The organism is Mesorhizobium sp. M0563 (assembly GCF_040321065.1).
Taxonomy (GTDB): Bacteria; Pseudomonadota; Alphaproteobacteria; order Rhizobiales; family Rhizobiaceae; genus Mesorhizobium.
Genome location: NZ_JAMYQV010000029.1, coordinates 1 through 22,858 on the forward strand (window position 1 = coordinate 1; position 22,858 = coordinate 22,858).

Annotated in this window: 15 protein-coding genes, 1 tRNA gene and 2 pseudogenes; 2 read left to right on the top strand and 16 right to left on the bottom strand. The window is 61.3% G+C overall.

Annotated elements, in window-relative coordinates; genetic code table 11:
* From NKI50_RS27455 to rpsL, 4 genes and pseudogenes are all read right to left on the bottom strand, one after another.
* Window positions 1-85: pseudogene (locus NKI50_RS27455) on the bottom strand (GTP-binding protein); the annotation flags it as partial.
* A 67-nt stretch (window positions 86-152) separates the two neighbouring features.
* The gene (fusA, locus tag NKI50_RS27460) at window positions 153-2,243 is read right to left on the bottom strand and encodes an elongation factor G (protein ID WP_023680448.1); all 2,091 of its coding nucleotides are present in this window, start codon (window positions 2,241-2,243) and stop codon (window positions 153-155) included.
* A 30-nt stretch (window positions 2,244-2,273) separates the two neighbouring features.
* Complete coding sequence (gene rpsG / locus NKI50_RS27465) at window positions 2,274-2,744, bottom strand: 30S ribosomal protein S7 (RefSeq protein WP_008875664.1); 471 nt, start codon at window positions 2,742-2,744, stop codon at window positions 2,274-2,276.
* Window positions 2,745-2,829: 85 nt separating this feature from the next.
* On the bottom strand, window positions 2,830-3,201 hold the full coding sequence (rpsL, locus tag NKI50_RS27470) for a 30S ribosomal protein S12 (protein WP_006333356.1): 372 nt from the start codon (window positions 3,199-3,201) through the stop codon (window positions 2,830-2,832).
* 462 nt (window positions 3,202-3,663) lie between these two features.
* Here rpsL and NKI50_RS27475 point away from each other — a divergent pair, with 462 nt between their 5' ends.
* Entirely contained in the window at window positions 3,664-3,945 is a 282-nt protein-coding gene (locus NKI50_RS27475; RefSeq protein WP_352643661.1) for a transcriptional regulator, read from the top strand.
* 124 nt (window positions 3,946-4,069) lie between these two features.
* The gene (locus NKI50_RS27480) at window positions 4,070-4,999 is read left to right on the top strand and encodes a Gfo/Idh/MocA family protein (protein WP_352587583.1); all 930 of its coding nucleotides are present in this window, start codon (window positions 4,070-4,072) and stop codon (window positions 4,997-4,999) included.
* A 36-nt stretch (window positions 5,000-5,035) separates the two neighbouring features.
* On the opposite strand, the gene NKI50_RS27485 is transcribed toward NKI50_RS27480, so the two are convergent.
* From NKI50_RS27485 to NKI50_RS27540, 12 genes and pseudogenes are all read right to left on the bottom strand, one after another.
* On the bottom strand, window positions 5,036-5,407 hold the full coding sequence (locus NKI50_RS27485; protein WP_023721673.1) for a hypothetical protein: 372 nt from the start codon (window positions 5,405-5,407) through the stop codon (window positions 5,036-5,038).
* Window positions 5,408-5,445: 38 nt separating this feature from the next.
* Entirely contained in the window at window positions 5,446-6,111 is a 666-nt protein-coding gene (locus tag NKI50_RS27490) for an O-methyltransferase (protein ID WP_352643659.1), read from the bottom strand.
* An 84-nt stretch (window positions 6,112-6,195) separates the two neighbouring features.
* Window positions 6,196-10,392, bottom strand: a pseudogene (gene rpoC, locus NKI50_RS27495) (DNA-directed RNA polymerase subunit beta').
* Between the two features lie 131 nt (window positions 10,393-10,523).
* Window positions 10,524-14,660, bottom strand: coding sequence for a DNA-directed RNA polymerase subunit beta (gene rpoB, locus NKI50_RS27500; protein ID WP_352496503.1), 4,137 nt, complete (start codon window positions 14,658-14,660; stop codon window positions 10,524-10,526).
* A 283-nt stretch (window positions 14,661-14,943) separates the two neighbouring features.
* The gene (rplL, locus tag NKI50_RS27505) at window positions 14,944-15,321 is read right to left on the bottom strand and encodes a 50S ribosomal protein L7/L12 (protein WP_023680442.1); all 378 of its coding nucleotides are present in this window, start codon (window positions 15,319-15,321) and stop codon (window positions 14,944-14,946) included.
* Window positions 15,322-15,375: 54 nt separating this feature from the next.
* A complete protein-coding gene (rplJ, locus tag NKI50_RS27510; RefSeq protein WP_008875657.1) occupies window positions 15,376-15,894 on the bottom strand; it encodes a 50S ribosomal protein L10 in 519 nt (172 codons plus the stop codon).
* Window positions 15,895-16,285: 391 nt separating this feature from the next.
* Window positions 16,286-16,984, bottom strand: coding sequence for a 50S ribosomal protein L1 (gene rplA / locus NKI50_RS27515; RefSeq protein WP_352485033.1), 699 nt, complete (start codon window positions 16,982-16,984; stop codon window positions 16,286-16,288).
* A 4-nt stretch (window positions 16,985-16,988) separates the two neighbouring features.
* On the bottom strand, window positions 16,989-17,417 hold the full coding sequence (gene rplK, locus NKI50_RS27520) for a 50S ribosomal protein L11 (protein ID WP_352718201.1): 429 nt from the start codon (window positions 17,415-17,417) through the stop codon (window positions 16,989-16,991).
* Between the two features lie 159 nt (window positions 17,418-17,576).
* Window positions 17,577-18,104, bottom strand: a complete 528-nt coding sequence (gene nusG, locus NKI50_RS27525; protein ID WP_006333333.1) for a transcription termination/antitermination protein NusG — start codon at window positions 18,102-18,104, stop codon at window positions 17,577-17,579.
* Between the two features lie 27 nt (window positions 18,105-18,131).
* Complete coding sequence (gene secE / locus NKI50_RS27530; RefSeq protein WP_023721668.1) at window positions 18,132-18,335, bottom strand: preprotein translocase subunit SecE; 204 nt, start codon at window positions 18,333-18,335, stop codon at window positions 18,132-18,134.
* 366 nt (window positions 18,336-18,701) lie between these two features.
* Window positions 18,702-18,771 (bottom strand) — tRNA-OTHER (locus NKI50_RS27535).
* 94 nt (window positions 18,772-18,865) lie between these two features.
* Entirely contained in the window at window positions 18,866-22,798 is a 3,933-nt protein-coding gene (locus NKI50_RS27540) for a hypothetical protein (RefSeq protein WP_352718203.1), read from the bottom strand.
* Between the last annotated feature and the right edge of the window lie 60 nt (window positions 22,799-22,858).

Sequence of the window (22,858 nt, forward strand, 5' to 3'; positions counted from 1 at the left end):
TCAGCGACGTCTTGCCGTGGTCGACGTGACCAATCGTGCCAATGTTCACATGAGGCTTAGTGCGCTCGAATTTACCTTTTGCCATGTGATCTCTCCATTCCTGCCAGCCCGTGCGGGCCTTGAATTAAGTTACTGGTGCAACTCGTTTCGAGTTACGCGTATTTCTTCTGGACTTCCTGGGCGACCGCGGTCGGGACCGGTTCGTAATGGTCGAACTGCATCGTGTAGGCCGCGCGGCCCTGGCTCATCGAGCGAAGGTTGTCCACGTATTTAAACATGTTGGCGAGCGGCACCATCGCGTTGATGACCACCGCGACGCCACGGGCTTCCTGGCCCTGGATCTGTCCGCGACGGCCGTTCAGGTCGCCAATGACGCTGCCGACGTAATCTTCCGGCGTCACCACTTCGACCTTCATGATCGGCTCGAGCAACTGCACGCCCAACTTCGGCGCTGCTTCACGGAAGCAGGCGCGGCCGGCGATTTCGAAGGCCAGAACCGAAGAGTCCACGTCGTGGTAGGCACCATCGATCAGCGTCGCCTTGACGCCGATCATCGGGAACCCGGCGAACGGGCCCGAGGTCATGACGCTGTTGATGCCCTTTTCGACACCGGGGATGTATTCCTTCGGCACAGCGCCGCCGACGATCTTGGTTTCGAACTCGAATTCGCTGCTTTCCGGATTCGGCTCGAACAGGATCTTGACGCGGGCGAACTGGCCGGTACCGCCGGTCTGCTTCTTGTGCGTGTAGTCCTGCTCGTGCTTGCGAGTGATCGTCTCGCGATAGGCCACCTGCGGCGCGCCGACATTGGCCTCGACCTTGAACTCGCGACGCATGCGGTCGACGATGATGTCGAGGTGAAGCTCGCCCATGCCGGAGATGATCGTCTGGCCGCTTTCCTCGTCGGTCTTGACGCGGAAGGACGGATCCTCGGCGGCCAGGCGGTGAAGGGCGAGGCCCATCTTTTCTTGGTCGTTCTTGGTCTTCGGCTCGATGGCGATCTGGATGACCGGATCGGGGAATTCCATGCGCTCGAGGATGACCGGATGCAGCGGATCACTGAGCGTGTCGCCGGTGGTGGTGTCCTTGAGACCAGCGAGGGCGACGATGTCGCCGGCAAAAGCCTCTTCGACGTCGGCGCGCGAATTCGCATGCATCTGCAGCATGCGGCCGATGCGCTCTTTCTTGCCCTTCACGGTGTTGTCGACCGAGATGCCCTTGGTGAGCTTGCCCGAATAGATGCGGGCAAAGGTGAGCGAACCGACGAACGGGTCGTTCATGATCTTGAAGGCGAGCATCGACAGCGGCTCGTTGTCGTCGGCATGACGCTCGATCTCGGCGTCGGTCTTGGCGTCGACGCCCTTGATGGCCGGGACATCGGCCGGCGACGGCAGATATTCGACGACGGCGTCGAGCAGCGGCTGCACGCCCTTGTTCTTGAAGGCCGAGCCACAGAACATCGGATAGAACTTCACCGCGATCGTGCCCTTGCGGATGAGCGCACGGATCTCGTCATTGCTCGGCATCTTGCCTTCGAGGTAATTCTCGAGCGCCGTTTCGTCCATTTCGACGGCGGCCTCGATCATCTTCTCGCGGTACTCTTCGGCACGAGCCTTGAGGTCGGCAGGGATCTCGACGATGTCCCAGGCAGCGCCCAGCGTCTCGTCGCGCCAGACCAGCGCGTTCATCTCAACGAGGTCGACGACACCCTTGAACTCGGTCTCGGCGCCGATCGGCAGCTGCATGACGACGGCATGCGCACCGAGGCGCGAACCGATCATCTCGACCGAGCGGTAGAAGTCGGCGCCGATCTTGTCCATCTTGTTGCAGAAGATCATGCGCGGCACGCGGTACTTGTCAGCCTGGCGCCAGACGGTCTCCGTCTGCGGCTCGACACCGGCATTGGCATCGAGCAGCGCGATGGCGCCGTCGAGCACGCGCAGCGAACGTTCGACCTCGATGGTGAAGTCGACGTGGCCGGGGGTGTCGATGATGTTGAAGCGATGCATCTTGCCGTCTCGACCCTTCCAGAAGGTCGTGGTGGCGGCCGACGTGATGGTGATGCCGCGCTCCTGCTCCTGCTCCATCCAATCCATGGTCGCAGCGCCGTCATGGACTTCGCCGATCTTGTGCGACTTGCCCGTGTAATAGAGGACGCGCTCGGTGGTCGTCGTCTTGCCGGCGTCGATATGCGCCATGATACCGAAATTGCGGTAGTCTTCGATTTTATATTCGCGGGCCATGGGAGGTGCCTCTTCAGTCTCGTTCGCGCTTTACCAGCGGTAGTGCGCGAAAGCGCGGTTGGCTTCTGCCATCTTGTGGGTATCTTCACGCTTCTTGACGGCGGTGCCGCGGTTGTTGGCCGCGTCCATCAGCTCGCCGGAGAGGCGGTCGACCATAGTGGTCTCGTTGCGGTTGCGGGCGGCGGCGATCAGCCAACGGATGGCCAATGCCTGACGGCGCTCGGGGCGCACGTCGACCGGAACCTGGTAGGTGGCGCCGCCGACGCGGCGCGAACGCACTTCCACATGCGGCGCGACATTGTCGAGCGCCTGATGGAAGACGGTGACCGGTTCCTGCTTGGTCTTGGACTGGACCTGGTCGAGCGCGCCGTAGACGATGGTCTCGGCAACCGACTTCTTGCCGTCATACATGACGGCGTTCATGAACTTGGTGACGATCAGATCGCCGAACTTCGGGTCCGGATTGATCTCACGCTTTTCTGCACTGTGACGACGGGACATTTTTTCTCTGCCTCAATTCTACGCGGTGGCCTGGATCCCGGATCGTCGCTTGACGCCGCCCGGAACGACCTTGGCTACGCTTCGGTCACTTCGGACGCTTGGCGCCGTATTTCGAACGGCGTTGCTTGCGGTTCTTCACGCCTTGCGTGTCGAGCACGCCGCGGATGATGTGGTAACGGACGCCCGGAAGATCCTTGACGCGACCGCCGCGGATCATCACCACCGAGTGCTCCTGAAGGTTGTGGCCTTCGCCGGGGATGTAACCGATCACTTCAAAACCATTGGTCAGGCGGATCTTGGCCACCTTGCGCAGCGCCGAGTTCGGCTTCTTCGGCGTCGTGGTGTAGACGCGCGTGCAGACGCCCCGCTTCTGCGGGTTCTGCTGCATGGCCGGGACCTTGTTGCGCTTCACCGGCGCAATGCGCGGCTTGCGGATCAGCTGGTTGACGGTAGGCATTAAACCCTCTTGTCTCTCAATTCCGTGTCTCGCCCGGTCAGGGCCGCTCAAAGCGTCATTTCCATACGCAAATTCGGGCCACAAACCGCGCCTCGCGGTCTTGCCCGAACAAATGGCAGAGGAAGCGGAAGCCGCTTCATGCACGCCGGAAATGTCTTTTCGCTCGTAAAACGAACCCTGTTTGAGGCAAACTCCAAAGCGTGTCGCTTCGGAAGCAAGAGCCTCACATCGGTTCTGACTGGGCGGCTTCTACTCGTATGGCCACTGTCCGTCAACCCCGGAGCGGCAAATATTGCGCTGAAACCGAGGCGTGGCAGCCATGCGAAAAATGCATGTAATTTTCTTGCGCCGTTTTTCAAGAGGAAGGCAGAAAGTGACCGGCTTGCGCCTGTTTCCAGGCCGTGCTTCGTGCGAAAAGGCGGCATGAACAGCCCAAACCCCCTCGCCCGGAGGTACAAACCCGTGAATGACAATGAGGAGCGCCCGGTCACCATTATTACCGGCCGGGTGTGGAAGCGCAAAGGCGGTAAGCCGGAAGGCGTGCATCTGATGCTGGTCGCGCCGGACGACGATTCTGCGGTGCGCCGTGCTCTCGAATCGCTTGCCGCCGAAGGCTATGCCGAGGCCGAGCTCGACCAGATCGGCGACATGGACGGCGTGCCCGACGAGGAACCGCATCTGTCCGCCTATCAGGGCGCGCTCGAAGGCGAAGTGTCGATCGTGACGTTCGATGTGCCGATCTGAAGAGATCTGAATCGCGGTCGATCTCACGAGCCGGCGACAAAAGCCCGGCGACTTGCCCGCCACAACTTCTCTGCTAAGAAACGACCTCTGGCAAAACCAAGCACACTCAACCTGCGGAGCTCCCATGTCTTCTAATCCCATCAAGCTCGGCATCGTCGGCGTGGGAAAGATCGTCCGCGACCAGCATCTGCCGGCGCTGGCGAAGGACCAGGGTTATCGCCTGGTTGCCGCAGCCAGCCGCCATGGCAAAGTGGAGGACATCCCGAACTTCCCGACGATCGAGGCGATGCTCGACGCAACGCCCGAACTCGAGGCGGTGTCGCTATGCATGCCGCCGCAGTTTCGCTACGACGCCGCGCGCACGGCGCTGGCGGCGAAAAAGCATGTCTTCCTGGAAAAACCGCCCGGCGCCACGGTCAGCGAGGTCGAGGATTTGAAAGCGCTGGCGGTGGCGAACGGCGTCTGCCTGTTCGCCAGCTGGCACTCGCGCTATGCGCCGGCCGTCGAAGCAGCGCGTACATTCCTCAGCTCGACTACGATCAGGTCGGCCGCCATCAACTGGAAGGAAGACGTGCGCCGCTGGCATCCGAATCAGGAATGGATCTGGGCTCCCGGCGGCTTTGGCGTCTTCGATCCCGGCATCAACGCGCTGTCGATCGCCACCCACATCCTGCCACCGATGTTCATCAGTTCGGCAGAACTCGATTTCCCCGAAAACCGCGCGGCCCCGATCGCCGCCCATATCGTCTTCCGTACTTCGAACGGTCTGCCGGTGACGATGGAACTCGACTGGCGCCAGACCGGGCCGCAAAGCTGGGACATCCTGGCCGATACCGAGGCCGGATCGATGGTGCTTTCTGGCGGCGGCTCAAAGCTCGCCATCGATGGCCGCGTCGTTCACGAGGAGCCGGAAGCCGAATATCCGATGCTCTACAAGCGCTTCGCCGAGATCGTGCGCGCCGGCGTTTCCGACGTCGACCTCGCGCCGCTCCAGCACGTCGCCGACGCCTTCATGCTCGGCAAGCGCAATGTGGTCGAAGCTTTTTTTGACTGACACTGACCCCGGTAGAGCGACCTTGAATGTTCCGGATCATCTTGGCTTGCGGTCCAGGAATTCTCCCGGACGAGGCGCAGAAGCAACGGGAGCCGTCCGGTGTCCTTGTTCAAGTTCGCTCATGACATGTTGAACCGCCACCTCGAGATCGGCCTGCCCCCAGCCAAGCTCGGTGATTTCTCCATATCGAATGAAATTTGAGCGGCCGAAACCACCTTCAATGTCATTGTAAGAAATCACGCTCCGGCCGATCAACGCTACGACCCAGATGCGATGATCACTCCCAGCAGGAGAGTGATGCAGCCATTCTTCCGGATCGATCTTGATCAGGTCCCAAAGCCTTCGCTGCCCAAAGCTCATACGATCTCGGCCAGTGTTGATCAATTCCCAGATGGTCGCCTCGTTCAATTGCCGATTCCTTAAAAAGCCAGCCGCCGGTGGCAGCTTCAACTGACGATCGCTATTGCAAAGCCGTCATAGCCCTTGGCGCCAACAGTCTGGATCGCGGTACCTTCCAGACGCTTGTCGCTGCCGATGAACGAGAACGCCGCGCGTGCCCCTTCGACATTGGCGTCGCGACCATCTTCATTCACCACAGCGCCGTCACGGATGACATTGTCGCAGACGATGACAGTCCCCGGCCTCGAAAGACGCATGGCCCAGGACAGATAGTGCGGATTGTTCGGCTTGTCGGCGTCGATGAAGATGAAGTCGAACGGCCCGGCATTCTCGGCGCCTAACGCCGCAAGCGATTGAAGCGCCGGTCCGACCCGCAGTTCCACACGGTCCGACACCCCTGCCCGTTCAAAGTTCGACCGCGCGACACTGGCGTGGTGCGGATCAAGTTCGAGCGTCACGACCTTGCCGTCCACGGGCAACGCTCGCGCCATCCAGATTGTCGAATAACCGCCCAACGTGCCGATTTCGAGTACCTTCTTCGCTCCCTGCATTCGCGCAAGAAGTGACAGCAGCTTGCCCTGTGCCGGCGAAACATCGATCGCCGGCAGGCCGTGGTCATGGTTGGCCGCCAGAACCGCATCGAGGGCGGGATCCGCCTCGAAAAGAACCTCGACAATGTAGCCGTCGACAGAAGCCCAGATCCTCCTGCTCATCCGTTGTCCTCCGATCCGATTGGGGAACCACAATGCGAAAAGGGGCCACTTGGGCCCCTTTTCTATCTTCTCTTACTTGCGCGCTTACTGCGCGGCGGTAACCATGTCGGTCAGCATCGGCTCGGCGACCTCGACGCCGGACGCCTTGCGGCGCTCGTCGATGATCAACTCGTCGCGCGAGGTGGCGATGCGCCGGATCTGGCTCATCGTGCCGCCGGTGCCGGCCGGGATGAGCCGGCCGACGATGACGTTTTCCTTCAGCCCCTGCAGCATGTCGGTCTTGCCGGCAACCGCAGCTTCGGTCAGCACCCTCGTCGTCTCCTGGAAGGAGGCGGCGGAGATGAAGGACGGCGTCTGCAGCGAGGCCTTGGTGATGCCCAGCAGCACCGGCTGGCCTTCGGCCGGCTTCTTGCCCTCCTCGACCAGGCGCTCGTTGACCTCTTCCAGTTCGATCACGTCGACGTGGTCGCCCGGAATGTAGGTCGAATCGCCCTGCGTGGTGATCTCGACCTTCTGCAGCATCTGGCGAACGATCACCTCGATGTGCTTGTCGTTGATCGACACGCCCTGCAGGCGGTAGACCTCCTGGATCTCGTTGACGAGGTAGGAGGCAAGCGCCTCCACGCCCTTGATCGCCAGGATGTCGTGCGGCGCCGGATTGCCGTCGAGGATATAGTCGCCCTTCTCGATGACGTCGCCGTCCTGGAGATGGAACGGCTTGCCCTTCGGGATCAGGTATTCGACCGGCTCAAGCGTCGAGTCATGCGGCTCGATGATGATGCGGCGCTTGTTCTTGTAGTCGCGACCGAAGCGGATCGTGCCATCGATCTCGGCGATGATGGCGTGATCCTTCGGACGGCGTGCCTCGAACAGTTCGGCCACACGCGGCAGACCGCCGGTGATGTCCTTGGTCTTGGCGCTTTCCATCGGAATACGCGCCAGCACGTCGCCGGGGCGAACCTGTGCGCCGGGCTCGACCGAAAGAATGGCCTCGACCGAGAGCAGGAAGCGGGCGTCGCCACCCTTCGACAGCTTGCCGACCTTGCCCTTGGCATCCTGGACGACGATCGCCGGCTTGAGGTCGTTGCCGCGTGGCGTCGAACGCCAGTCGATGACCTCGCGCTTGGTGATGCCGGTCGATTCGTCGGCGGTTTCCTGAACGGAAATGCCATCGACCAGATCTTCGAACGCCACCCTGCCCTCGATTTCGGTGAGGACCGGGCGGGTATAGGGATCCCACTCGGCAATACGCTGGCCGCGCTTCACCTTGTCGCCATCGTCGACGAAGATGCGCGAACCGTAGGTGACGCGGTGCGTGGCGCGTTCCTTGCCGGCCTCGTCGAGGATCAGCACCGCCATGTTGCGACCCATGACCATCAGCTGGCCGTCGGAGTTGCGCACCACGTTGCGGTTGCGGATCTCGACCTTGCCCTCGTACGAGGCTTCAAGGAACGAGGAATCCACCACCTGCGCCGTGCCGCCCATGTGGAAGGTACGCATGGTGAGCTGGGTGCCCGGCTCGCCAATCGACTGCGCCGCGATGACGCCGACAGCCTCGCCCTGGTTGACAGGCGTGCCGCGGGCCAGATCGCGTCCGTAACAGACCGCGCAAACGCCGACCCTGACCTCGCAGGTTAGCGCCGAACGGATGCGGACAGACTGCACACCGGCCTTTTCGATCAGTTCCACGTCACGCTCGTCCATCAGCGTTCCGGCCTTGACCAGAACCTCGCCGGTGACCGGGTGAGTGATATCGTCGAGCGAGGTGCGGCCGAGAACGCGCTGACCAACCGAAGCGACGACCTGACCGGCATCGACGATCGGCTGCATGGTGAGGCCCTTGTCGGTGCCGCAGTCGAGCGAGTTGACGATGCAGTCCTGCGCCACGTCGACAAGACGACGCGTCAGGTAACCCGAGTTCGCCGTCTTCAAGGCGGTGTCGGCCAGACCCTTGCGGGCGCCGTGGGTCGAGTTGAAGTACTCGAGCACGGTCAGGCCTTCCTTGAAGTTCGAGATGATCGGCGTCTCAATGATTTCACCGCTAGGCTTGGCCATCAGGCCGCGCATGCCGGCGAGCTGGCGCATCTGGGTGGGCGAGCCGCGCGCACCGGAGTGCGACATCATGTAGATCGAGTTCATCGGCTTCTGACGGCCGTTGTCCTCGAACTCGACCGCCTTGATGCGGGCCATCATTTCGTCGGCGACCTTTTCCGAGCACTTGGCCCAGGCGTCGACGACCTTGTTGTACTTCTCGCCCTGGGTGATCAGGCCGTCATTGTACTGCTGCTCGTATTCCTTGGCCAAAGCCTCGGTGTCGGACACCAGCTTGATCTTGGCATCCGGGATCAGCATGTCGTCCTTGCCGAACGAAATGCCGGCACGGCAGGCGTGGCTGAAGCCGAGAGCCATGATGCGATCGCAGAAAATGACCGTCTCCTTCTGACCGCAATGGCGGTAGACGGTGTCGATCATCTTGGAGATGTTCTTCTTGGTCATCTCCTGGTTGGCGGTCTCGTAGGGCACGTTGACGTTCTTCGGCAGCAGCTCGCCGATGATCATGCGGCCAGGCGTGGTGTCGTGGATCTTCGATACGACCTTACCGTCGGCGTCGACCGTGCGGAAGCGCCCCTTGATCTTGGAATGCAGCGTTACCGCCTTGGTCTCGAGCGCATGCTGGAGCTCGCCCATATCGGCAAACACCATGCCCTCGCCCGGCTCGTTCTGGTTGACGATCGACAGATAGTAGAGACCGAGAACCATGTCCTGCGACGGGACGATGATCGGCGCGCCGGAAGCCGGGTGCAGGATGTTGTTGGTCGACATCATCAGCACGCGAGCCTCGAGCTGCGCTTCCAGTGACAGCGGCACGTGGACCGCCATCTGGTCGCCGTCGAAGTCGGCGTTGAAGGCCGTGCAGACCAGCGGGTGAAGCTGGATCGCCTTGCCTTCGATCAGGATCGGCTCGAACGCCTGGATGCCGAGGCGGTGCAGCGTCGGCGCGCGGTTCAACAGCACCGGATGCTCGCGGATGACCTCGTCGAGGATATCCCAGACCTCCGGACGCTCCTTTTCGACCAGCTTCTTCGCCTGCTTGACGGTCGAGGAGTAACCCTTGGCGTCGAGACGGGCGTAGATGAAGGGCTTAAACAGCTCGAGCGCCATCTTCTTCGGCAGGCCGCACTGGTGCAGCTTGAGCTCGGGACCGGTGACGATGACCGAGCGGCCGGAATAGTCGACGCGCTTGCCGAGCAGGTTCTGGCGGAACCGGCCCTGCTTGCCCTTCAACATGTCGGACAGCGACTTCAGCGGACGCTTGTTGGCGCCGGTGATGACGCGGCCGCGGCGGCCATTGTCGAACAGCGCATCGACGGCTTCCTGCAGCATGCGCTTTTCATTGCGCACGATGATGCCGGGCGCGCGCAGCTCGATCAGCCGCTTCAAGCGGTTGTTGCGGTTGATGACGCGGCGGTAGAGGTCGTTCAGATCCGACGTAGCGAAACGGCCGCCGTCCAGCGGGACAAGCGGACGCAGATCCGGCGGGATCACCGGAACCACCTTCATGATCATCCATTCCGGACGGTTGCCGGATTCCATGAAGTTCTCGACGACCTTGAGACGCTTCAGATACTTCTTCTGCTTGAGCTAGGAGGTGGTCGAAGCCAGTTCCGAACGCAGATCGCCGGCGATCTTCTCGAGGTCCATGCCGGCCAGCAGGTCGTGGATCGCCTCGGCGCCGATCATGGCGGTGAAACTATCCTCGCCATATTCGTCGACGGCCATCATGTACTCTTCCTCGCTGAGCAGCTGGTGCTCCTTCAGCGCGGTGAGGCCGGGTTCGGTGACGATGTAGTTCTCGAAGTAAAGGACCCGCTCGATGTCCTTCAGGGTCATGTCGAGCAGCGTGCCGATGCGCGACGGCAGCGACTTCAGGAACCAGATGTGGGCGACCGGTGCCGCCAGCTCGATATGGCCCATGCGCTCGCGGCGGACGCGCGACAGCGTGACTTCGACGCCGCACTTCTCGCAGATGACGCCCTTGTACTTCATGCGCTTGTACTTGCCGCAGAGGCACTCATAGTCCTTGATCGGACCAAAAATGCGCGCGCAGAACAGGCCGTCACGCTCCGGCTTGAAGGTGCGGTAGTTGATGGTCTCCGGCTTCTTGATCTCGCCGAATGACCAGGACAGAATCTTCTCAGGGCTGGCAAGCGAGATCCGGATGGAATCGAACACCTGCGCAGGCGCCTGGGGGTTGAAGAGATTCATGACCTCTTGGTTCATGCCGTTCTCCTTTTCGGGGTCCTCGAAAACCCCTTGCATCTAGCGCGGGCCAAACGCCCGCCGACTTGATCGGCCATCGGCCGAGAATTTGGTGCGTCCGGTCGCGGGAAGGCCGCGGCCGGACGTCTTGCTTACTCGGCCGCGTCGGGCAGCCGGATCGGGTTGTCGTCGAGCTTGGTGTTCTCCAACTCGACATTGAGGCCGAGAGACCGCATTTCCTTAACGAGAACGTTGAAGCTCTCGGGGATGCCGGCCTCGAATGTGTCGTCGCCTCTGACGATCGCCTCGTAGACCTTGGTGCGGCCGGCGACGTCATCCGACTTCACCGTCAGCATCTCCTGCAGCGTGTAGGCGGCGCCGTACGCTTCAAGCGCCCAGACCTCCATCTCGCCAAAGCGCTGGCCACCGAACTGCGCCTTGCCGCCCAGCGGCTGCTGGGTAACGAGCGAGTACGGCCCGATCGAACGCGCGTGGATCTTGTCGTCCACAAGGTGGTGAAGCTTGAGCATATATATGTAGCCCATCGTCACTTTGCGATCGAACGGTTCGCCGGTGCGTCCGTCATAGAGCTGCGACTGACCGCTGGTGTGCAGGCCCGCCTGCTCCAGCATGATGTTGATGTCGGCCTCGTGCGCGCCGTCGAACACCGGTGTCGCGATGGAGACGCCGCGGCGCATCTGCTCGCTGAGGCGAACGATGCTCTCGTCGTCATATTCGCGGACCGGCTCGTTGCGGTCATTGGCCGGCATGAAGCTCTCAAGCGTCTTGCGCAGCGGCTTGATGTCGCCCGCCGTCTTGTACGCATCGATCAGATCGCCGATCTTCTTGCCCATTCCGGCGCAAGCCCAGCCCAGATGCGTTTCCAGGATCTGGCCGACATTCATGCGGCTCGGCACACCCAGCGGGTTGAGCACGATGTCGGCATGCGTGCCGTCCTCGAGGAAAGGCATGTCCTCGACCGGAACGATCCGCGACACGACACCCTTGTTGCCGTGCCGGCCGGCCATCTTGTCGCCGGGCTGCATCTTGCGCTTCACGGCCACGAAGACCTTGACCATCTTCATGACGCCCGGAGGCATCTCGTCGCCGCGCTGCACCTTCTCGACCTTGTCCATGAAGCGCTGCTCGAGCGCCTTCTTGGAATCGTCGTACTGGCCACGCAGGGCTTCCAGTTCGCTCTGGAGCTTTTCGTTCTCCACGGCAAACTGCCACCACTGCGAACGCGGATACTCGTCGAGCGTGTCCTTCGACAGCTTCGAGCCCTTCTTGAAGCCCTTCGGCCCGGCAATCGCCTCCTTGCCGACGAGAACGTCGGAAAGGCGCGAATAGACGTTACGGTCGAGGATTGCCTGCTCGTCGTCGCGGTCCTTGGCGAGGCGTTCGATCTCCTCGCGCTCGATCGCCATGGCGCGCTCGTCCTTCTCGACACCGTGGCGGTTGAAGACGCGCACTTCGACGACGGTGCCGAAGGTTCCCGGAGGCATGCGCATGGAGGTATCGCGCACGTCCGAGGCCTTTTCACCGAAGATGGCGCGCAGCAGCTTTTCTTCCGGCGTCATCGGGCTTTCGCCCTTCGGCGTGATCTTGCCGACCAGGATGTCGCCCGGCTGCACTTCCGCACCAATGTAGACGATGCCGGCCTCATCGAGGTTCTTCAGCGCTTCTTCCGAGACGTTCGGGATATCGCGCGTGATCTCCTCCGGCCCGAGCTTGGTGTCGCGGGCCATGACTTCGAACTCCTCGATGTGGATCGAGGTGAAGACGTCGTCGGCGACGATGCGCTCGGACAAGAGGATGGAATCCTCGTAGTTGTAGCCATTCCACGGCATGAACGCGACCAGCACGTTGCGGCCGAGGGCCAGATCACCGAGCTCGGTCGACGGGCCGTCGGCGATGATGTCGCCCTTGTTGACCCGGTCGCCCATGCGCACCAGCGGACGCTGGTTGATGCAGGTGTTCTGGTTCGAACGCTGGAACTTCATCAGCCGGTAGATATCGACGCCGGACTTGCCAGGATCGAGATCTTCCGTGGCGCGGATGACGATACGCGTCGCGTCCACCTGGTCGACGATGCCGCCGCGGCGGGCGCCGATGGCGGCGCCCGAGTCACGGGCGACGATCGGCTCCATGCCGGTGCCGACGAACGGCGCTTCGGCGCGCACCAGCGGCACGGCCTGACGCTGCATGTTCGAGCCCATCAGCGCGCGGTTGGCGTCGTCGTTCTCAAGGAACGGAATCAGGGCCGCGGCCACCGACACCATCTGCTTCGGCGACACGTCCATCAGATCGACGTTTTCGCGCGGCGCCATCATCACTTCGCCGGCGTTACGGCAAATGACGAATTCGTCGACGAAATGACCATTCTTGTCGAGCTCGGCATTGGCCTGCGCGACGTGGTGCTTGGCCTCTTCCATAGCCGACAGGTAGACGACCTCATTGGTCAGCTTGCCGTTGACGATCTTGCGGTACGGGCTCTCGATGAAGCCGTATTTGTTGACACGCGCGAAGGTCGCAAGCGAGTTGATCAGGCCGATATTCGGGCCTTCCGGCGTCTCGATCGGGCAGATGCGGCCGTAATGCGTTGGGTGCACGTCGCGCACCTCGAACCCGGCACGCTCGCGGGTCAGGCCGCCCGGTCCAAGCGCCGACAGGCGGCGCTTGTGGGTGATCTCCGACAGCGGGTTGGTCTGATCCATGAACTGCGACAGCTGCGAGGAACCGAAGAACTCGCGCACGGCGGCAGCCGCCGGCTTGGCGTTGATCAGGTCCTGCGGCATCACCGTGTCGATCTCGATCGAGGACATACGTTCCTTGATCGCGCGCTCCATGCGCAGCAGGCCGACGCGGTACTGGTTCTCCATCAGCTCGCCGACCGAGCGCACGCGGCGGTTGCCGAGATTGTCGATGTCGTCGATCTCGCCCTTGCCGTCGCGCAGTTCGACCAGCGTCTTGACCACGGCCAGGATGTCGTCCTTGCGCAGCACGCGCACGGTATCCTCGGCCTTGAGCTCGAGGCGCATGTTCATCTTGACGCGGCCGACGGCCGAAAGATCATAGCGCTCGCTGTCGAAGAACAGCGAGTTGAACATGGCTTCGGCGGTCTCGAGCGTCGGCGGCTCGCCGGGGCGCATGACGCGGTAGATGTCGAACAGCGCGTCCTGGCGGCTCTCGTTTTTGTCGACGTTGAGCGTGTTGCGGATATAGGCGCCGACATTGACGTGATCGATGTCGAGAACCTTGATCTCGTCATCGCCGGTGCCGAGAAGCACTTTCAGCGTCTTTTCATCGATCTCGTCGCCGGCTTCGAGGAAAATCTCGCCGGTGCCATAGTTGACGATGTCCTCGGCAAGGTAGTTGCCGAGCAGATCCTCGTCGGTCGCCTTGATCGCCTTGAGACCTTTTTCGCCAAGCGCCCTGGCCTGGCGGGCAGTGATCTTCTTGCCGGCCTCGACGACGACCTCGCCGGTGTCGGCGTCAACCAGGTCACCAACGGCCTTGAGGCCGCGGAAACGCTCGACGTTGAAGGGAATGCGCCAATGGTCGCCGGCGCGCTTGTAGGTGATCTTGTTGTAGAAGGTCGACAGGATCTCTTCGCCGTCCATGCCGAGCGCCATCAGCAGCGACGTTACCGGAATCTTGCGGCGGCGGTCGATACGGGCGTGCACGACGTCCTTGCTATCGAACTCGATGTCGAGCCACGAGCCGCGATAGGGAATGACGCGCGCGGCAAACAACAGCTTGCCGGACGAGTGCGACTTGCCCTTGTCATGGTCGAAAAAGACGCCCGGCGAACGGTGCATCTGCGAGACGATGACGCGCTCGGTGCCGTTGACGATGAAGGTGCCGTTCAAGGTCATGAGCGGCATGTCGCCCATGTAGACGTCCTGCTCCTTGATGTCCTTGATCGACTTCGCGCCGGTATCCTCGTCGATATCGAACACGATGAGGCGCAGCGTCACCTTGAGCGGCGCCGCATAGGTCAGGTCGCGCTGGCGGCATTCGTCAACGTCGAATTTGGGTCCTTCGAACTCGTACTTCACGAATTCCAGCATCGAGGAGCCGGAAAAATCGGAAATCGGGAAGACCGACTTGAAAACTGCCTGCAGCCCCTCGTCAGGACGCCCACCCTTGGGCTCCTCCACCATCAGGAACTGGTCATAGGATGCCTTCTGAACCTCGATCAGGTTCGGCATCTCCGCAACTTCCGGGATCTTTCCGAAAAACTTGCGTACGCGTCTGCGGCCATTGAAAGTCTGGGTCTGGGCCATCGTCGCTCCTTAGCTCAATTCTCGGGACGAGCCTCGCCGCGGCTCGCCTTGCATCTCGGGCCACCTCAGGCGGCCCTGTCTTGTTGCCCGCCGCCTGTCGGCGGCTTCTTGTCTTTTCACCCACCACCAATTGGCGGTGGGCCAGAAACGGGAGAAAACCCGTTTCCTGAAGGCCGGTTTGCGGCCCTCAGGAAAGAGGTTTTCGCACTCTTCGCGCCATGAGCCTCCCTTCGACGTGAAGGGAGTGGCGGACGGCGCGACGCCGCCCGCCGGTACTCAACGCTTACTTCAGTTCGACCTTGGCGCCGGCTGCTTCCAGCTGGGCCTTGAACTTGTCCGCGTCGGCCTTGGAAACGGCTTCCTTGACCGGCTTCGGAGCCGCCTCGACCAGGTCCTTGGCTTCCTTGAGCCCAAGACCGGTGATGGCGCGAACTTCCTTGATGACGTTGATCTTCTGAGCGCCTGCCTCGGTGAGGACGACGTCGAATTCCGTCTTTTCCTCGACCGGAGCGGCAGCGGCCGCGGCGCCGCCAGCAGCGGCAACCGCCACCGGAGCAGCGGCGGAAACGCCCCACTTTTCTTCAAGAAGCTTCGACAGCTCGGCCGCCTCGAGGACGGTCAGCTTCGAAAGGTCGTCTACGATCTTTGCCAGATCAGCCATTGCAATGTTCCTTCATAAGGTTCGAACGTGTGTTTGTGATAGCGAGGAACGGCCTCATGCCGCCTCGTCCTTCCGGGCGTAAGCGCCGATGACGCGCGCGACCGAAGCCGCAGGCGCATTGACGATCTGGGCGATCCGGGTTGCCGGCGTGGCGATCATGCCAACCAGCCTGGCGCGCAGCTCATCGAGCGACGGAAGTGTGGCGAGTGCCTTCACACCGTCGGCGTTGAGCGAGGTGGTGCCCATTGCGCCGCCGAGAATGACGAGCTTGTCATTTCCCTTGGCGAAATCGGACGCGACCTTCGGCGCCGCAATCGGATCCTCCGAATAGGCGATCAGCGTCTGTCCCTTGAACAGCTCGATGATCGATGCGGAGTCCGTGCCCTGAAGAGCGATTTTGGCGAGACGGTTCTTCGCGACTTTGACGGTGCCACCGGCGGCGCGCATTTTCGACCGAAGGTCGTTCATTTGCGCGACGGTGATACCGGCGTAGTGGGCCACGACGACTGAACCAGCGCTTGAGAACGCATCATTCAGGCCCGTGACGAGTTCGCGTTTTTCCGCTCTGTCCACTGCCTATCTCCAGTTGACCCCTGCCCTCTACGAAGGACAGGCGTCGGGTTGCCTTTTGCCGGCCGGGCCATCCAGTAACGGATCTCCCGAACGACGCTCGAGGATCCTGCCCCCTTTCGCCACACCTGCCGGCAAGCCGGACGGTGCGCAGACAAAAGGCAAACACGGTTCGAACCTTTCATTGGAGCTTTCGCTCCTTTGTCCGGTCTTCACCCGTCTCATGCAGGCCCACATGAATTAAGGCCCACATCACCTAAGGCTTGGGGGCCGCCTGCAATCTCGGACAGGATGTCCGGAAGCCTTTCGACTTCCGGTACCGGGCCGCCGACAGATCGGAGGCCCGGAATTCTTTCACGGATCAGCGTTTTAGCGGCCGATCCAATTGTTCGTATCAGGACGCCGCGAGCGTCGAGACGTCGAGCTTGAGGCCCGGGCCCATCGTCGAGGTGACCGACACCTTCTTGACGTAATTGCCCTTGGCACCAGCCGGCTTTGCCCTGGTCACCGCATCAGCGAAGGCGCGGACGTTTTCTTCCAGCGCCTTGACGTCGAACGAGACCTTGCCGACGCCGGCATGAACGATGCCGGCTTTCTCGACGCGGAACTCGACGGCGCCGCCCTTCGATGCCTTCACGGCGGCGGCCACGTCGGTGGTGACGGTGCCGACCTTCGGGTTCGGCATCATGCCACGCGGGCCGAGCACCTTGCCGAGACGGCCGACCAGCGGCATCATGTCCGGCGTGGCGATGCAGCGGTCGAAGTCGATCGTGCCCTTCTGGACGATGTCGACCAGATCCTCGGCTCCGACGATGTCAGCGCCGGCGGCCTTGGCCTCCTCGGCCTTGTCGCCACGCGCGAAGACGGCGACGCGAACGCTGCGGCCGGTGCCGTTCGGCAGGTTGACCACGCCGCGGACCATCTGGTCGGCATGGCGGGGGTCGACGCCGAGGTTCATCGCGACTTCGATCGTCTCGTCGAACTTCACCGAGGAGCGATCCTTGAGCAGCTTCAGCGCCTCACCCAAAGCGTAAGCCTTGTTGGGATCGATGCCTTCGCGGGTCTGCGATACACGCTTTGCAATCTTTGCCATGATCTCAGCGCACCACTTCCAGACCCATCGAGCGGGCAGAGCCCTCGACCATGCGCATGGCCGCCTCGACGTCGTTTGCGTTCAGATCCTTCATCTTCTGCTCGGCGATGGCGCGCACCTTGTCGCGGCCGATCGTGCCGGCCTTGACCTTGCCCGGCTCCTTCGAGCCCGACTTCAGGTTCGCGGCCTTCTTCAGGAAGTAGCTCACCGGCGGCGTCTTCATGACGAAGGTGAACGACTTGTCCTGATAGTAGGTGATGACGACCGGAACCGGCGAACCCTTTTCCATTTCCTGGGTCTGCGCGTTGAACGCCTTGCAGAACTCCATGATGTTGATGCCACGCTGACCAAGCGCCGGGCCGATCGGGGGCGACGGCGTGGCCGATCCCGCGGAAACCTGGAGCTTGAGCTGGCCTGCAATTTTCTTAGCCATCTCTCTTCCTGCCTTTTCTCATGCCGGTCTTGCCGGCGGTTGCAGTCTGGTGGTGCGGTCCGCGCGGCCGGCTAAAGCCGCATTCGCCTCCCACCCGTTTTGGCCGCGCGATCTCCGCGCCGCCTTCCCTGCCGCCGAAACCGGTGCAGGGATTTCGGATCAGCCCTTCTCGACCTGTCCGAATTCCAGATCGACCGGCACGGCGCGCCCGAAGATCGATACTTCCACCTTGAGCCGCGCCCGCTCTTCGTCCACTTCCTGGACGAAACCGTTGAACGACGCGAATGGTCCATCCGAAACGCGGATCGCTTCGCCGATCTCGAACGTCACCGACGGCTTCGGCCGCTCGACGCCTTCCTGAACCTGGTTCAGGATACGCTGGGCTTCGGCTTCGGTGATCGGCACCGGCTTGGAGTCGCCCAGGAAACCGGTGACCTTCGGCGTGTTCTTGACGAGCGAGAACACGGCATCGGTCAGATTGGCCTTCAACAGCACATAGCCCGGAAAGAACTTGCGCTCGGCATCGACCTTGCGGCCGCGGCGGATCTCGACGACCTTCTCGGTCGGCACCACGATCTGCTCGATGTCGGCGGACAGGCCCTTCTGCTTGGCCTTGTTCTCGATGTCCTCGGCGACCTTCTTTTCAAAGTTCGAGTAGGCGTGGACGATGTACCACCGCGCGGTCATTTTAAGACTTCTCCGTAATCGCCGGACTTACTGTCCGAGGCCGAGGATTTTTTCGACCGCAAAGCCCATGGCCACGTCTGCGGTAAAGAAAAAGATCATCGCGATGACCGCGAACACAAGGACCATCACCGTCGAGATCACCGTTTCGCGCCGCGACGGCCAAGTGACCTTGGCAGTCTCCGCGCGAACCTGCTGGAGAAAGGTGAAAGGATTTGTGGTTTTCGAAGCCATATGCCGCTCTGTCTGCAAGACCCGTTGGCCGGGTCTCCTGGATGATCCCGCTGGCCGGGACGTGCCGCTTGAGCGTGCGTTCGCGCCGAATCAGCGCAATCATTTCGCCCATGCAAATCAGACGCGTAAAGCCGGCTTCCCAGCTCCACGCGTCGCGTGTCTGTTTCGTCTACATAAAACCGATTCTTGATCCACGCAAGTGGCAAGTGTCCGCTTTATGACCAAACGCCGCCTCGGAACCATCCAGTCGTCCCGTCCCGGCTATGCGGCCCTTATGCCGCAACTTATGCTATATGGCAAGTCACAAGCCGGTTTTCAAAGGCTGCGCTGCAAAAGAATCGTTTTTTAGGTATCCATTCCTAGGAATGGCACGGGCAGCAGGGCTCGAACCTACGACCTGCGGTTTTGGAGACCGAATAGCCTATCTACATCCCGTTGTTAACAAAGCGATATCTGGCATTTTTCCTGTGGTTGTGCAAGGATTTGTGTAACACAAAATGCTCTTTTCAATCAAGTTTCTCGGAATTTGATCAGGCGTCGACCCCTTCCAATGGGGCAGATAAGTCTGACCAAGCCTCAAGGCCGAGGGCGTGTTCCATCAATGCTATACGCAAAGCTGCGACCTGCGTCGTCAATTCGGAGAACTCGCCGTTCATAAGGCGACCAAACTCGACGGCTAGCGAACCTCCTTCTGCGGAACCCTGGAGTTCCGCCTGCATACGCTGGATGCTGGCGAGGATCACCTGACTTGTCATGGCTAAAGCTGCGGACGCCTCATCCGCTGTCGCTTCGCCGAACCACGCGATAGCGTCCTCAATACGGTGCAGGTGCGCCTCGAAGTGGATGGCTTCTGCGGGATTGAGATCGGTACCCTTGTCCTGAACCATGGCAGATACGGCAGAAATATCGCTCAACGTGCTTGTAACGCGGTTCAGCAAAGGTGTGTCGACTATGGGCCATGGCAAAAGCGCTGCCCACTCCTCCGCGAAATTCAAGTCTGGAAGGAGCACCTCACCGATCCTCACCATAGCGACGGGCGGAATTTGATCACGGATCAGGGGAGCGCAACTCATCCTCGGTTCATCCGCCAAGATTTCACAAACCGCTCTGAACCGGTCTAGATCGCCAATCCAGCCCTCTATCGAGTCGGTCACAACCAGACCGGCGAAGTACACGTGGGGCCACGCATATCCTGCGTCCTTCTCCGAGGCTCGCGCATGAACGCGAACGGTCAGACCGGCGTCTGCGAAGACATCCTCGTATTTCTTCCGACGCGTCGCGAGGTCGTCGTCAGCTTGGATTCGCGATTGGGAGGCTGCCTTCGAGAGAGCGGAATGACGTCGGCTGGTGGTACTGAAGTTCGCCGCCCATCGACGTCGGCGATCGGGATCATTGGCAATATGGCCATAGACAGCCCGGATATCCCGGAGCCGAGAGGAAAGATCCGACATGGCCTGGATCGGTGGCGACGAAATCATGCGCCAGAGCGTAGGATCGGAGAGTTTCTCTGCGGTCTCGATAAGGTCCACAACGCGCATAGCGCTGACTTTGACATTCTCGTTGTTGCCGTCGGCCAGTTCCAGCACAAGTGTCTGCAGATCCACAGCAAAATTGTGCATATGATCGGATCCGGAATAGGACCCAGGATCGAGAGAGTGCGACATTACCTCATTGACGCGCGGCGGCGGCACGAAGTCTCGCAGCATCCCGGTGATATTGATGAGGAGTTTCCAACGCTCTTTGGGCTTTTCCATTCGGAGATATAAGTTGGCGGCCTCATCGAGTCGCTGACTTAGTTCTTCGATGAGGTGCGCCAGGGAGGCGGTACGGCCGGTTTCTTGAGGCGCCCCGACGAGACGGTCCACGGCGCGAGCTTGAGCGCGGTTCCAAGCAACGCGAGCCGGACTGGGGAGACTCTCTCGAGGGATGCGTTTGCTATTGAGGCTGTGTCCCGCCACCATCAACGAGGCACCATCCGGCAATATGGTGTCGGATACCGCCCTTCGGGCCTCCGGCGCAGCGACCAGCATGAGTTCGCACAGACGCACGACGTCGCCATGCAGATCGTTCTGCACGGCGTCCGAAATGACTCGGACATTGGCCTCCACGGCGGCTTCACGGCCTCCGCCATCCTCGCCCTCAACCTCCACCAACCGAGGGGCAGTGATCCAAGGAAGCTCGTCACGCAAGCGCGCCAATAGGGCCAGCGATCCGCCAGCCAGGTCAACAAGGCGGGCGGACTCAGTGGGTTTTATGTCCCAAGTCGTCCGGATGAATTCGAGCAAGGGGAGCAGTGGTGCTGCCGACAGATCCTGATCTAGCGGCAGATCTAGGCTAGGCGCCTTGGAACAACCTCGCAACGGCATTAGAGCCGCTTGCAAACGATGTAGCGTCTCCAGATCGATGTGATGGATGTCCAAGCCACTCGCGTCTTCAAGTCGATCAAGGAAGCTGCCCCGCAGGTCCTCTACTTTGACCGTGGCGAAGGAGGCTCCGGCTTCCCGCACCTTTGCGAATAGCGGTAGGTCTCCCTCCATCGGAGTCACTGCAGTCAGGTTGAACAAAAGAGAAGAGAACCGATCGTCGACCTTCAGACGCCGAGAGATTTCTAACCAATGTGCGGCGACGATGTCGGCAGTCGCTAGGCCCAGTCCGTGGAGTATGGGGCCAAGGGAAGCAACATCGCCCCTAACCGTACGGCAAGCCAAGGCGCTGACAAGCTCGGATCGCTCCTCCGGATAGGCTCTCAGGATGCGTACGATAAAGATCGGCAGGTGAGTGGCGCTGACGACCGACGCAGCTTCGATAATCGTTTCGGACAGAGGCATGTCGAGACAAGCCCGGATAGCCTCATCGAGATAGGCGGACCGGATCTCATGCAAGCCTGCGAGACCGCCATCTGACGTCTCCTTCACGGCATGCTCCTCGATGAGGCGCGCTAGGGCCTTCGCCATTCGGAACCAGTCCCAACCGACACGCTCACGGATGAATCGGCTCTCTACGACCGCACCATACCGGCTTGGAAACGCGATGCGTCGCAACAGTTCCAGTTCGTCGTTTCTGTTCTCCGATAGGCGTCGGCGGACCTGCTCGGTGAGCGTCTGCTCAAGCCGCTGACCCTTTGCCAGCAGGTGCGTGTATTCCAGCAGAAGGCCTTTGCTTTCATCGAAGGGCTCGACCCAATGGGAGAAAGCGACCTCCCCCTGAGCCGACAAGGCAAGCCAAAGACGCTCAGCAAGAGGCTCGTCGAGATGGGGCCGGACGACAGGAGTTGTCGCAGCCGTGCCAAGAAGGAAGATGTCTTCTTCCCGAACCGAACCGAGGACGAGCAAACCCGCTATTGCTTGGATCTCAGAAACGAGCATATCCCAGCCGGCCGCACCGGTGCGGCCTACATCATCAATGACAAATCCAACCGGGCGGCCTGGACCAGCATCGAGAAGGCGAGCTAGCTGGACTAGTCTGGGCACATCCGGCTCGCCTAGGCGGCGAACGCGATACCAGCGCACGGCATGTCGGGTATGATAAGCCGCCAACCAAGTCAGTGCCGATTTGCCAGCACCTGAAGGACCCGCCACCAGCACGGCCCCTTGGGCTTCCAACGCTTCCAAGATATCAGCGGTTTCGGCTGGTCGGTCGAACACCAGGCCTGCGCTGACGTGACCGGGCATGACGTTCACGCCGCTATAGAAGTCAGGTGCGTTAAGCGATTCGTGGAAGTTTGCCGCCTCGCAGAGGTCATCCGCAAGTTTGAGCCGGCCCAAGGGGTCAAGGATGCGCTGGACGCCGTCGATCAGACGCTGGACGTCTGTAGCGCCGAGCGATGCCGGGGCTTGGGGCTGGTTCGCGTAATTATCATCCGCAGCACGCCCTGCAACAGCACGAAGCTCTTGGGCCACCAGGCGGCCTGCCGCAGGGTCCAGAGCGCCCTTTCGTTCCAGAATTAATGGAGTCGCGCCCAAGGGGTCAGGTGACACCACAAGGTGAAGTTTGGCGAGCAGAGCGGCGCTGTCGATCGTGCCGGGGGCGAAGGCCATCGACAGTGCCTCCGCAAACTTCTCGAAATTCTGGCCTGTTGACGCTAGCGTTTCCAACCACCCGCTGGGTTCGAGGCCGTCTACGTTGCGCTCGAGAATTAGCGCCAGTCGAACGCTGCTACCAGCCGCTTTGTCCAAAGGGAGCGCCATCTTCGCAATGAACCCGGCCACTTCAGTTAAGCTGAAGCGCCCCCGAGGGTCGTGGCGCGACTTAATCTGGGCGCGGATTTCCAATCCCGGCCCGTGCAGTGTCGCATCCTCAAGTCCTTCAGGAACGACGGCATTCCACGCTGCTCCTCCTGCCCAGGCTTCGACGGCCAATGCAGCGCAGAGCGCATCCTGGTATCGGAAACCGCGGCCTGCGCGAGCACCTGAACGCGTTTTGGCCCAAAGTTCAGGATCAATGAGGATCAGGTCGGCTATCATGTCGCTTCAGGTAAAGTTGGTTTTTCGCGTAAGCCTAGGGTTCGACACGAACAAGGGTCG